Here is a 12,720-nt window from a genome sequence, read left to right on the forward strand (position 1 = left end):
AGCCGCGCAAGGTTACGCAAAACGGCGGCGCGTAGCTGGCTGGAAAATGAACAGCGCCATCCGGTGGTCGCGGTGGTGCCTTGAGTGTGGGGCAGGCTGCGCAGGCGGCAGGGATTAGCCCCTCTCCCGACGGGAGAGCGTCGGTGTGAGGGTCGGGGCGGAGTGGGGCGTTGTACTCCGGCCGAACCCTCATCCGGCTGCCGCCACCTTCTCCCGAAAGGAGAAGGATTCGCTCTTGAGGATTGAGGGTCGCCATGCCAGATGAAATGCAGCAAGGCCGCCGCAACTTTCTGCGCACGGCTTCATTCGCGTCATTTGCACTCTATGCCCTGCTGCGCGAAGCACACGCGACGGAAGCGATTCCGCGTCGCGGCCTCTCGGCCCGCTACTGGATCGATCGCCAGGACGAGCTGGCCCACGCCCTGCGCGCCGGCACGGTCGCGCACATGGCCTGGCATGACGAGGTCAACCGCCTGGCGCGCGAAGTGGACGTGGCCGAACTGATGGCCGAAGCGATGCGCGCCCATGCCACCCGCAACGTGCCTTTCATGCGCGACCCGGTGAAACGCAGCCTGCGCTTCCTCGACGCGCAGGGCGAGCCGCGCCATCTCGCCTACGCCGCGGCGCTGTTCGAGTTCGGTCCGTCCAGCGTGATCACGCCGCACGCGCACCGGCACATGGCTTCGGCGCATATGGTGGTGGAAGGCAAGGTGCGCATCCGCACCTTCGACCGCATCGGCGAGGAAGAAGGCGCGCTGCGCATCCGTCCCACCGGCGATCACGTCGGCGGCATCGGCGACGCCGCCGCGATGACCACCGAGAAGGACAACATCCACTGGTTTACGCCGGCATCATCACGCGCGACGACGTTCGATGTGATCGTCGATGGCCTCGATCCCGGCCAGGACGCCTACCTGATCGAGCCGATCGACCCGCTGGGCGGCAAGCTGCAGCCCGATGGCAGCATCGTGGCGCCGCGGCTGAGCTTCGAGGAGTCGATGCGGCGCTACACGGCGCAGCGCTGAGCGTACGATGGCGCCTCCGCCCTCCCGCGAGACGCCGTCCATGAAGCTCGGCCCCGTGATTCCCGTCCTGCGCATGTTCGATATCGCCAAGGCGCGCGAGTTCTATCTCGACTTCCTCGGCTTCGCGGTGGATTGGGAACACCGCTTCGAGCCGGGCACGCCGCTGTACATGCAGGTATCGCGCGGCGATTGCGCGCTGCATCTGTCGGAGCACCACGGCGACGCCAGCCCCGGCGCGGTAGTGCGCATCGCGATCGACGATATCGACGCCCTGCATGCCGAGCTGAGCGCGAAGCAGTACCGCTATGGCCGCCCCGGCGTGGAAACCATGCCGTGGGGCCTGCGCGAGCTGGCGGCGCACGATCCGTTCGGCAACCGCCTGATCTTCTACGCGCAGCCGTAGCGCCTCAGTGCGCTGCGGCGACGGGCAACTCGCCGGTGACCTTGCCGTGCTCGTCCAGCGTCTGCACCTTGGGCGTGCCATCCGCCGCCACCATCAGCAGCAGGCGTGGGCGGCCCTGTGTGTCCATCATGCCCAGCCCGACGGTGCCGTCCTGGCCGCGGCCCATCGACAGGCGCGTCTTCGGCTTGCCGCCGTGCGAGGCGTAGAACGCCTCGATGCGTTTGGTCTGCTCTTCCGGCGGCAGGTTCTTGATCTGGTCCAGCAGCTGGATCAGCTCCAGGATGGGGAAGGGCGGCTGGTCGATCAGGGTGATGCGGTTGCTGTGCGCGTCGCCGTCCTGGCTCGCGTCCAGGGTCATGGTCTGGTCCTGCTCGTAGGCGTCGAACGATAGATGGCCGTAGCTCTGCCTGGTGCCATCGGCGCTCTTTTCGCCGCCGAAGATCAGGCCGCCGTTCTCGGTGCCTTCGTCATTGAGGAAGATCATGCCCGCGGTCTTGCGGCTGGGGTGCGGGTATTCCTTGTTCCTGATGTAGATACCCGGCGCCTTGTCGGTATTGGACACAACCAGCCGCAGCGTGCCGTCCGGTTCGCGGATATTGATGCGTTGCACGTCGAGCTGCTCGAGCGAAAGCTTTTTCGGTGCGTCGATGAAACCGCTCAGCACGGTGACGGCGAACACGGCGGTAAGCACGCCGGAATAGACGGTCAGGAAACGCTGGCTGCCGGACATCGCGGGACTCCTGAACTAAAAAGGCGGGGCCACGATGCTGTGGTCCCGCCCGCAAGAGAAACGTGATGGCTGCCGCGTCAGAAGACGCTGGTGGTCTCAGAAATGGATCACGGTGCGGATCGACTTGCCTTCGTGCATCAGGTCGAACGCCTCGTTGATGCGCTCCAGCGGCAAGTTGTGCGTAATGAACGGATCGAGCCGGATCTCGCCGTTCATCGCCTGCTCCACCATGCCCGGCAACTGCGTGCGGCCCTTGACGCCGCCGAACGCGCTGCCGCGCCACACGCGGCCGGTCACCAGCTGGAACGGACGCGTGCGGATTTCCTGGCCCGCGCCGGCCACGCCGATGATGACGCTCTCGCCCCAGCCCTTGTGGCAGGACTCCAGCGCGGCGCGCATCACGTCCACGTTGCCGATGCATTCGAAGCTGAAGTCGACGCCACCGTCGGTCAGTTCGACGATCACTTCCTGGATCGGCTTGGCGTGATCTTTCGGATTCACGCAGTCGGTGGCGCCCATCGCGCGCGCCAGTTCGAACTTGCCCGGATTGGTGTCGATGCCGATGATGCGCCCGGCCTTGGCCTGCACCGCGCCCTGGATCACCGCCAGGCCGATGCCGCCCAGGCCGAACACGGCCACGGTGTCGCCGGGTTTCACCTTGGCGGTGTTGTGCACGGCGCCGATGCCGGTGGTGACGCCGCAGCCGAGCAGGCAGACCTTTTCCAGCGGCGCCTGCGGATTCACCACGGCCAGCGAGATTTCCGGCACCACGGTGTATTCGCTGAAGGTGCTGGTGCCCATGTAGTGGTAGACCGGCTCGCCGTTGTAGGAGAAGCGCGTGCTGCCGTCCGGCATCAGGCCCTTGCCCTGGGTGGCGCGCACGGCCTGGCACAGGTTGGTCTTGCCGGAGAGGCAGAATTTGCACTGGCGGCATTCGGCCGTGTACAGCGGAATGACGTGGTCGCCCGGCTTCACGCTGGTGACGCCTTCGCCCACTTCCACCACGATGCCGCCGCCTTCATGGCCGAGCACCGCGGGAAAGAGGCCTTCCGGATCGTCGCCGGAGAGCGTGAAGGCGTCGGTATGGCAGACGCCCGTATGAGTGATGCGGACCAGGACTTCGCCCTTGCGCGGCGGGGCGACGTCGATCTCGACGATCTGCAGCGGCTGGCCCGGTCCGAAGGCGACGGCGGCGCGTGATTTCATGGTGTGTGTCTCCAGCAAACGGCAACAAAAAAGGGCGGGGCTTATTTCAGATAAGAGCGGACCAGCTCGGTCATTTCGCGCACGCGTTCGGCGCGGCGTTCGTCGGAGGCGGCGGGCGCGCCGAATTCCTCGCGGATATGCGCCTCCATCACCTCGGCCATCAGGCCGTTGACCGCGCCGCGCACGGCGGCGATCTGCTGCATCACCGGGGCGCAGTCGGCGCCGGCTTCCAGCGCGCGCTCCAGCGCTTCGAGCTGGCCGCGGATACGGCGCACGCGGCCGAGGACGCGCTTTTTTTCGGGGAGGGAGTGGGGCATGCCCAGGGTCCGGTATCTATACTGGGGTAGAGTATCTGGGCGGACGCGGCGGGGGTCAAACACGGGGCCGATCTTTTCCGTTTTGGAAAAGCTGTCTACGCCTCGGGCTGCTATGTCGTCGCAAATCGAAAAGCTAGCATCTCCCTCATCGGCCGGCCGCGTCCCGCGGCGGCGACTATCGAGGTTGATCCCATGCTCCGCTCGCTCTGTGCGCTTTCGGCCGTCGCCGCCGTTTCGCTCGCCGCCGCTGCACCTGCCGAACCTGCGCTGCTGCAGCCGCGCGCCCTGATCGTCGACGGCAGCCTGCCGAAGGCGCAGGCCGAGGCGCAGATGCTGGCCGCGCGCCGCTACGACACGTTCTGGAACACCGGCGACGAAGCGCTGGCCAAGGCCGCGCTGGCGCCGGGCTTCACCGACCGCACGCCACCGCCGGGCCGTGCGCAAGGGCTGGCCGGTCCGCTGGCGGCGTCGAAGACCATGCGCGCGGCGATCCCGGACCTGAGCTGCGAGATCGAGCAGATGCTGGTGGCCGGCGACCGCGTGGTGACGCACCTGCATTTCCGCGGGCATTTCACCGGGCGCTTCAAGGACACGCAGGGCCGCGGCCAGGCGATCGATTTCATCGCCACCGACATCTACCGCGTGGCCGGCGGCCGCATCACCGACAACTGGCATCTGGAAGACAACCTCACCGCGCTGCAGCAGCTGGGGCAGCTGCCGGCGCCGGGCAAGTCTTCCTGAGCGTTCCATGCACCTTTTTGCAACACCCTCTGCGACAGCATGGTCCGTTGCCGCGCAGCTTCCATCACCCGCTGATTTCCTTTCCGAGGTAAGCCCATGCACATCGATCTTTCCGGCAAGAACGCCCTGGTCACCGCCTCCACCGCCGGCATCGGGCTGGCCATCGCCACCGGCCTGGCGCAGGCGGGCGCCAATGTGATCATCAACGGCCGCCACCCCGGCACCGTGCAGGAGGTGGTCGACAAGCTGCGCAAGCAATTGCACGGCGCGAACATCGAAGGCGCGGCAGCGGACCTGTCCACTGCCGAGGGCGCGAAGGCGCTGACCGATGCGGTGCCCAGCGTCGACATCCTGGTCAACAACGCCGGCATCTTCGGGCTCGTTCCGTTCTTCGATATCGACGACGCGGAATGGGAGCGCTACTTCCAGACCAATGTGATGTCCGGCGTGCGCCTGTCGCGCCACTACATGCGCGGCATGCTGGAGCGCAACTGGGGCCGCGTGGTGTTCATCTCCTCGGAGTCGGGCCTGAACATTCCGGTGGAGATGGTGCATTACGGCTTCACCAAGACCGCGCAGCTCTCGATCGCACGCGGCCTGGCCAAGGTGGCCGCGGGCAGCGGCGTCACCGTGAACAGCGTGCTGCCGGGACCGACCTTGTCCGACGGTTTCAAGGACCTGGTGCGCGAGCAGGCCGAGCGCGAAGGCAAGAGCTACGAACAGATCGGCGACGAGTTCGTCAAGGCGCACCGTTCCAGCTCGATCATCCAGCGCATCGCCAGCACGGAAGAAGTGGCGAACATGGTGGTGTACACCTGCTCGCCGCAGGCCTCGGCGACGACGGGCGCGTCGCTGCGCGTGGATGGCGGCGTGGTCGATACGATCTGAGTTCCTGCGGACGTCCAAACAAAAACGCCCCGCGATGCGGGGCGTTTTTTTAAACGGCGGAAGCGGCGGATCAGCCGTTCTTCTCGGCCTTGTAGCGCTCGATGCCGCTCAGGATCTCCGCCTTGGCGTCGTCCGCATTGGCCCAGCCCTCGACCTTCACCCACTTGCCCTTCTCCAGGTCCTTGTAGTGCTCGAAGAAGTGGCCGATGCGCTCCAGCCAGTGGCCGGAGACTTCCTTGATGTCCTTGATGTGCGAGTAGCCGTTGAAGATCTTGGCCACCGGCACCACCACCAGCTTCTCGTCGGCGCCGGCTTCGTCGGTCATCTTCAGCATGCCGACCGGATGGCAGCGGATCACCGAGCCCGGCACCAGCGGCAGCGGCAGGATCACCAGCGCGTCCAGCGGGTCGCCATCGCCGCCGAGCGTGCCCGGCACGTAGCCGTAGTTGCAGGGGTAGCGCATCGGCGTGGACAGGATGCGGTCGACGAAGATCGCGCCGCTTTCCTTCTCCACCTCGTACTTGACCGGCTCGGAATCCTTGGGGATTTCGATGATGACGTTGATTTCGTTCGGCACGTCGCGGCCGGCGGAGACGAGATGCAGACCCATGGTGATTCCTTGACTGGATAAGGCTTGGGGAGAGCTCGCAAGCATACGGCAAAGGCTGCTGCGTCGCAGCAGGCCGGGCCGGCGGGTTCAGGGCGGCGTCAGTGCCGCGGCGCGCTCAGCGCTGGTAGGGGCGTTCGCGCAACCACTTGGTGGCAATCCATTTTTCGCCCTTGAGCACCGGCAGGCCGGCGTGCAGCGAGCTCTGGTCGCCGGTGTCGTAAGCGAAATAGACGGCCGAACCGCGCAGGGCCGTGACGGTGAGGCCGGCCGCCGGGAAGCCGGTGCCGCCGCCTTCCTCGGGCGTGTTGAGGTACATCACGATGCTGGCGATGCGCTGGCCGCCGCGTGCGGTCACCGCGGTAAAGCCCGGCTGGGTGGGATCGAACCAGTCGAAATGCGGCTCGTATTCCTGGCCGGGCCGGTAGTGCAGCACCTGCAGGCCTTCGCCGTGATCCACCGGCAGATCGACCAGTTCCGCGATGCGCCGCTCGATGCGTTCGATCAGCGGCGTCTCGCCGAGGCTGAAGAACATGCCGTTGCTGGTGCGGCGCTCGTCGGTCTGGTGGCGGCCGGCTTCGTCCACGGTCAGCGAGCGGGCCAGGCGCGGCGAAGCGAGGCCGATCAGTGCTTCGCATTCGCCGTCGGTGAGCAGGCCGTCGAGCACGCGCACCACGGGGCTGTCCAGGCTGGTGCTGACGCGCACCGGATGGCCGTCCGCGATGCTGCAAGGCGCGGCCGGATGCGTGGTGCGCTTCGCCCCGGCCCGCGGGATGGTGGCGTTCAATGCGGCCAGCGGCACGCCCAGCACTTCGGCCACCGCGCGGTGGCATTGCTGCTGGTCGTAGCCGGCTTCCTGCATCAGCTTGACCACTTCCAGCGGCGTGTGGCCGCCGCGGGCCGTGGCCAGGATCCAGTCGCGCAGTTCGGGGCGGGTCTTGTGGAAGGATTTCATGCGATATCGACTGGACGGGGCGGTGAGTAAGTTGGGGTGAGCACAGCGAACCCCAACGCAGCAATGACCATGCCAGACCCGTTGGGGTTCGCCTTCGGCTCACCCTACTTCAGATGCTCCCACAAGTACGTATAGCCCAGCGCATTCATGAAGGCCGACTGCTTGTTGTCCGCCGCCGCGCCATGGCCGCCTTCGACGTTCTCGTAGAAGGCGGCGTCGTAGCCCAGCCCCGCCAGCTTCGCGTACATCTTGCGGGCATGCACGGGACCGACGCGGTCGTCGCGCGTCGAGGTGGTGAACAGCACCGGCGGATACTTCTGTCCGGCCTTGGCATTGGTGTAGGGCGAGAAGGCCTTGATCCAGGCCCATTCCTCCGGCTTGTCCGGATCGCCGTATTCGGCCATCCACGAAGCGCCGGCGGACAGATGCGTGTAGCGCTGCATGTCCAGCAGCGCCACCTGGCTGACGATGGCGCCGTACAGCTGCGGATACAGCGTGAGCATGTTGCCCATCAGCAGGCCGCCGTTGCTGCCGCCCATCGCACCCAGGTGCGCCGGTGAAGTAATGCCGCGCTTGATCAGGTCCTGCGAGACCGCGGCGAAATCCTCGTAGGCGCGCAGGCGGTTGGCCTTGAGTGCCGCCTTGTGCCAGCGCGGGCCGTATTCGCCGCCGCCGCGGATATTGGCGATCACGTACACGCCGCCCTTGTCCAGCCAGGCGCGGCCCACGCTGCCGCTGTAGGCCGGCTGCAGCGAGATCTCGAAGCCGCCATAGCCGTACTGCAGGGTGGGGTTCTTGCCGTCGGCCTTCAGGTCCTTGGAGGCGATCTCGAAGTAGGGCACGCGCGTGCCGTCCTTCGACGCGACGAAATGCTGGCTGACGCGGTACCTGGAGGCGTCGAAGAACGCCGGACTGTGCTTGATCGCCTGCGGCTCGCCGCTGCCGAGCGTCCCGGCGTACAGCGTGGTCGGTTGCAGGAAGCCGCTGACGGTGAGGAAGTAATCGTCGCTGTCGTCCGCGTCGATGCCGGTCGCGGCGATGGTGGAGAGCTCCGGCGCGCCGCCCAGGCTTTCGCGCTTCCACGCGCCATCCTGCGGCGTGAGCACCTCCAGGCGGTTCACCACGTTGTCCATCACGTTGAGGATCAGGTGATGGCGCGTCCACGAGTGGGCGTCCAGCGCGGTGCTTTCGGTGGGTTCGAACAGCACGGTGAGCGGCAGCTTGCCGTCCCGGTACTTGCCGGCCATGTAGTCGTCGAACTTCGCCGCCAGCAGCGAGCCGGATTTGTAGGTCTTGCCGCCCAGCGTCCAGTCGCTGCGCGGCGTGACCAGCAGCCATTCGCGCTGCACGTCGGTGCTGGCGTCGCTGGGCACGTCGATCTTGACGAGCTTGCCGTCCTTGCCGCGCAGGAACGTCTCGCTGTCGTAGAAGGCGATCTGGCGGTGCACGAAGTCGCGCTCGAAACCGGGCGTGTGATCGCGCTCGGCGGAGATGCTCATGTCCTCGTGCTTGCCTTCGTATACGGTGGCGGCCGACGACAGCGGCGTGCCGCGCTTCCATTCCTTGACGATGCGCGGATAGCTGGAGGCGGTCATCGAGCCGGGGCCGAAATCGGTGGCCACGTACAAGGTGTCCTGGTCTTTCCAGGTGACCTGGGTCTTGGCCTCGGGCAGGGCGAAGCCGTCCTTGACGAACTGCTTCGAGGCCAGGTCGAACTCGCGTACCACGTCGGCGTCGGCGCCGCCGCGCGAGAGCATCAGCAGGCAGCGCTTATTGGCCGGCTTCAGGCAGTCGGCGCCGTGCCACACCCAGTTTTCTTGCTCCGCCTTGGACAGCGCGTCGAGATCGAGCACCGTCTCCCAGGCAGGCTGTTCTTTTGCGTACTCGGTGGGCGAGGTGCGCCGCCACAGGCCGCGCGGGTGTTCCTTGTCGCGCCAGAAGTTGTAGTAGTGGTCGCCGATCTTCGCCACGAACGGAATGCGCGCGTTGGAGTCGAGCACTTCCAGGATGCGCGCGTCGAGCTGCTTGAACTCGGGCGTGTCGGCGTATTTCTTTACCGTCTCGGCATTGTGTTGGCGCACCCAGTCGAGCTGTTTCGCGCCGTCGATGTCTTCCAGCCACAGGTTGGCGTCGGTGGCGGGAGGCGTGGCGGCGTGGGCGATGCCGGTCATGGAAAAGGCCATCAGGAGGGAAAGGGCGAGCTTGTTCACCGTGATTCCTTGCGGGGGAGGCGGTCGGACCATTCAAGCAGTTCGCCATGGAACACGAAACCGGCCCGCGACGCAAAAAAAAGCCGCCGGGAGAACCGGCGGCACTCGGGGAGACCCGAAGACCTCGGCGCCATGCCTGGCGCCGGGCTCGGTTGTTGTGTAATGCCTTTCGCTTAGAAGTCGTAGCGCGCGGTGATGCGGAAGTAGCGCGGGTCCGACACGTTCAGTTCACGCAGGTAGAGCTGGTTCGGCGTGTTGCGCGAGCTGGTCTCGTAGCGATAGTTGTAGGCCGTGGCCACCTGGCGGTTGAGCACGTTGATCACGTCCAGCTGCAGGGTCAGCTCCTTCAGCCAGGCCGGCGAATAGGCCACGTTGAGGTTCAGCTGGTAGGTCCACGGCGCCGAGCCGTGCGAGCCGCGCGGCGAGAAGGCGTAGTCCGCGGCCGCCGGCTTGTAGCCCGCGCTGCCCGGAGCCGTACCCGAACCGGACAGGCCGCAGAACCAGTAGGCCGCACCGCTGTACAGGCCCTTGTCGGCCGTCGGGTAGTGGCTGGTGCAGTTCTTCGGACGGCCCGAGGCGGCGATCAGCGACGCGCCGAAACGCCATTCCTCGGTGGCCTGGAAGTAGCCGAACGCCTTGATCTGGTGCTTGCGGTTGTTCGGCAGCAGGCCGTTGGAGCCGACCATCAGCTGCGGCAGGTCCCAGTCCTGGGTGGTCGACACGTCGGCCTGGCCGCCGTTGCCGGTATCCAGGTCGGAGGCCAGCTGGCCTTCGGTGTTGCCGTAGTTGCGCGAGTAGGTGTAGTCGACGCGGCCGTACCACTTGTCGGCGAACGGATGCTCCAGGAACAGGTCGAGCGCGTAGTACTTGCGCTTGAGTTCGGGCAGGCCCAGCTGCTCGCGGGTGTAGGTGACGGCCTTGAAGCTGCCGTCGGCCTGTTCCTGCAGGAAGGTGTTGGTGGTGCCCGGGTTGAACAGGAAGCAGGCGCCGCCCAGCGCCGGGGCGCAGGTGTCGTCGATCGCGCTGCGCAGCTTGCGGTAGGTCAGCTTGGCGCCCCAGTTGTAGGTCGGGGAGAGCTGCTGCTCCATGCCGGCGATGTACTCGTCCTGGTAATGCGACTTCAGGCCCTTCGCCGCCACGGTGCGCGGATCCGGCGCCGTGCCGCATTCCAGGTTGCTGGAGATGGCATTGGTGTTGCCGCAGGTGTAGCCCTTGCTGCGGTCCACCGCGACCGGGGTGAGGCCGGTCGGCGCGCCGGTCTTCGGGTCGACGCCGGTGTAGGTGTAGTACTCGTTGGTGATCAGCGAGCCGGAGGCGCCGCGCACCGCCACGTTATTGGGCATGGCCAGGTGATAGCGGCCGGCGTTGGCGAACAGCTTCAGCGAGGAATCGCCGTAGACGTCCCAGGCCGCGCCGATGCGCGGGGCGAGCTGGTGGCGCTGGCGCGCATAGGCCTCGCCGTTGCCGTTGTAGTTGGTGAACTGCTCGTTGCGCAGGCCCAGCGAGAGCAGCCAGCGGTCGGAGATCTGCCAGCGGTCCTCGATGAACTGGGCCTGCTGCTCGGTCTTCACCTTGGCGTTCTGCGTGTTGTAGGCGCGCGAGACGAAATAGCCCTGCGTGCCCAGGCCGCCGGCCGAGGCCGGCGAGGCGACGCCGTGGCTGGCATCGATGCCGATGGTCGGGTCCTTCTGCCAGCCGTACACCCAGGCGTAGCCGCCCGGATAGGACGAGCCGGTGAGCGATTCGGCCGTCTGCGCGTCGTAGCCGGCACGCAGGGTGTGGTCGCCGAGGCGGTACTCGACGTCCAGGCGCCAGCCGTGGGTCTTGTCGTTGGCGCCCGGGATCAGCAGCGAGGTCACCGCGCCCTGCTGGCAGGCGTTGTAGGTCAGGCCCGGGGCCTGCACCGTCGCCGAGGACGAGATGTACGGGCAGTTCGGGTCATAGCCGAACGGCTGCTGCAGATGCTCGAGGTTCTGCTTGCCGACCAGCGCCGACACGGTCAGGTCGTCGGTGACGTAGCTGGTGTACTTGGCGATGTACAGGCGGCTGCTGTCCTTCTGGTGCACGCCGCCGTTCTTGACGTTGCCGTGCGAGGAGTCGCCGTAGTTGAACGCGTAGCGGCTGGAGTCGTAGACGATGTTGTCCTGGACGCCGGTGAATTCCAGGATGTTGCTGTCGGTGATGTTCCAGTCGATCTTCGCCGTCCAGCGCGGCAACTTGTAGGTGTAGTCGTTCCAGCCGGTCTTGGCGGTGGTGCTGGACGAGTTGGAGAACGAAGCGACGGCGTTGCCGCTCTGCTTGGTCATCTCGCCGTCGACGTAGAAGAACAGCTTGTCCTTGATCAGCGGGCCGCTGAAGTAGGCGCCGTAGGTGTTGTACGAGTACTGGTTCTTGTTGCGGTACCAGTACAGCGTGCCATCGGTGGGCGTGGCGCTGCCGGGGCCGTAGTAGCCGGTCTTCGGGAAGTAGTTGTTGCGCGGGTTGGCGCGCAGCGCTTCCGGACGCAGGATGGCGTAGACGCCGCCCTTCCACTGGTTGGAGCCGCGCTTGGTGACGATGTTGATCACGCCGCCGGTGGAGCGGCCGAACTCGGCGCCGTAGCCGCCGGTGAGCACCTGCTCCTGGTCGATCGCGTCGAACGGCAGGGTGGTGGCGCCCAGCGACTGCAGCGGGTTGGTCACGGCATAGCCGTTGATGTAGTACGCGTTCTCCGACGAAGCCGCGCCGCCGAAGCTCGGGATGTTGCCGAAGCCGGTGGTGCTGTAGCTGGAGTTCTCCACCACGCCCGGCGCGAGCAGGGCGGCGGCGCCGACGCTGCGCGCGATCGGCAGCTTGTTGAGCTGCTCGGAAGTGAGCACGGTGCGCGTGTCCACCGAGGACACGTCGATCGCCGGCAGCGCGGAGGCCACCACCGACACGCCCTCGAGGTTCTTCGCGTCGCCGCCGGCCGCGGCCGCCGCGCCGAAGGACACCTCGGTACCGCTGGAGATGGCGACCACGATGTTGTCGCGGGTGCTGACGGAGGCGCCATTGTTCTGCAGCGTCACCTTGTACTTGCCCACCGGCAGGGTGGAGAAGCGGTAGCGGCCGCTGTCGTCCACGGTAGCGGTGCGGCTGAAGCCGGTCTCGGTGTTTTCGGCGACGACCGTGGTGCCCTGCTTGGCGGCGATCTGGCCGAAGATCGAGCCGGTGGTGTTGGACTGCGCGAGCGCGCCGGTGCTGGCGAACGCGAGGCCCATGGCGAGCGTCAGTGCGGAATAGCGCAGCGAACGCGCCGCCGTGAAGGTGGTGATGGTCATTACAACAGACTCCCCCAGAGATGAATTCGAAAGGCGCGGGTGCGGGCCCGCGCGGTCAAAAGGGGACGCACTCCGGCGGCAGCAGGCCGCAAGAACCTGCTCCGGTTCCTCCCCAGGAACCAGAAATGCGCGTCGGATTGCGTTTCCCCCGTGGCCGGATGACTTCCGGCCTAGATCGGTTCTAGCGAAGACTTACGAATGGGTCAACACGTTCGTAACAAAAAACGTATAGGTATTTTTCACATTGCTGCGACGTCAATGATTTACAGAGACATGCGCGGCCGTAGGGCCTTGCGCGACGATCGCTGAAACTTACGCCGGACTTGCTGCCTGCTTGCG

General features: G+C 66.3%; 11 protein-coding genes. 4 read left to right on the forward strand and 7 right to left on the reverse strand.

All coding sequences use genetic code 11. The features are described from left to right. Positions 1-254: 254 nt before the first annotated feature. On the forward strand, positions 255-1,025 hold the full coding sequence (locus FHW85_RS18095; RefSeq protein WP_167255327.1) for a hypothetical protein: 771 nt from the start codon (positions 255-257) through the stop codon (positions 1,023-1,025). A 40-nt stretch (positions 1,026-1,065) separates the two neighbouring features. Beyond that, positions 1,066-1,428 carry a glyoxalase superfamily protein gene (locus tag FHW85_RS18100; protein WP_167255329.1) on the forward strand — a complete coding sequence of 121 codons (363 nt, stop codon included), beginning with the start codon at positions 1,066-1,068 and terminating at the stop codon, positions 1,426-1,428. Between the two features lie 4 nt (positions 1,429-1,432). Here FHW85_RS18100 and FHW85_RS18105 read toward each other — a convergent pair whose 3' ends face one another. The 3 genes from FHW85_RS18105 to FHW85_RS18115 form a co-directional block, all read right to left on the reverse strand. Further along, a complete protein-coding gene (locus tag FHW85_RS18105; protein ID WP_167255331.1) occupies positions 1,433-2,158 on the reverse strand; it encodes a hypothetical protein in 726 nt (241 codons plus the stop codon). A gap of 96 nt (positions 2,159-2,254) precedes the next feature. After that, positions 2,255-3,364: an S-(hydroxymethyl)glutathione dehydrogenase/class III alcohol dehydrogenase gene (locus FHW85_RS18110; RefSeq protein ID WP_167255333.1), complete on the reverse strand. Its 1,110-nt coding sequence runs from the start codon at positions 3,362-3,364 to the stop codon at positions 2,255-2,257. Between the two features lie 41 nt (positions 3,365-3,405). Beyond that, complete coding sequence (locus FHW85_RS18115; protein WP_167255335.1) at positions 3,406-3,681, reverse strand: metal/formaldehyde-sensitive transcriptional repressor; 276 nt, start codon at positions 3,679-3,681, stop codon at positions 3,406-3,408. Between the two features lie 192 nt (positions 3,682-3,873). Between FHW85_RS18115 and FHW85_RS18120 the strand changes: the two genes are divergently transcribed. Next, positions 3,874-4,422, forward strand: a complete 549-nt coding sequence (locus FHW85_RS18120; RefSeq protein WP_168649179.1) for an ester cyclase — start codon at positions 3,874-3,876, stop codon at positions 4,420-4,422. A 96-nt stretch (positions 4,423-4,518) separates the two neighbouring features. Then, positions 4,519-5,310, forward strand: coding sequence for an SDR family oxidoreductase (locus FHW85_RS18125; RefSeq protein ID WP_168649180.1), 792 nt, complete (start codon positions 4,519-4,521; stop codon positions 5,308-5,310). Between the two features lie 70 nt (positions 5,311-5,380). Here the strand turns inward: FHW85_RS18125 and ppa are convergent, their stop codons facing one another. The 4 genes from ppa to FHW85_RS18145 all read right to left on the reverse strand — a co-directional run bounded on the left by ppa (position 5,381) and on the right by FHW85_RS18145 (position 12,381). Next, entirely contained in the window at positions 5,381-5,920 is a 540-nt protein-coding gene (ppa, locus tag FHW85_RS18130) for an inorganic diphosphatase (protein WP_168649181.1), read from the reverse strand. A 115-nt stretch (positions 5,921-6,035) separates the two neighbouring features. Continuing rightward, positions 6,036-6,872 carry a 2OG-Fe(II) oxygenase gene (locus FHW85_RS18135; protein WP_168649182.1) on the reverse strand — a complete coding sequence of 279 codons (837 nt, stop codon included), beginning with the start codon at positions 6,870-6,872 and terminating at the stop codon, positions 6,036-6,038. A gap of 104 nt (positions 6,873-6,976) precedes the next feature. Next, on the reverse strand, positions 6,977-9,082 hold the full coding sequence (locus tag FHW85_RS18140; protein WP_168649183.1) for a prolyl oligopeptidase family serine peptidase: 2,106 nt from the start codon (positions 9,080-9,082) through the stop codon (positions 6,977-6,979). Positions 9,083-9,255: 173 nt separating this feature from the next. Beyond that, positions 9,256-12,381, reverse strand: a complete 3,126-nt coding sequence (locus FHW85_RS18145; RefSeq protein ID WP_210427848.1) for a TonB-dependent receptor — start codon at positions 12,379-12,381, stop codon at positions 9,256-9,258. Between the last annotated feature and the right edge of the window lie 339 nt (positions 12,382-12,720).

Origin of the sequence: Dyella sp. SG609, from assembly GCF_012275375.1 — a bacterium.
GTDB classification, from domain to species: domain Bacteria; phylum Pseudomonadota; class Gammaproteobacteria; order Xanthomonadales; family Rhodanobacteraceae; genus Dyella_D; species Dyella_D marensis.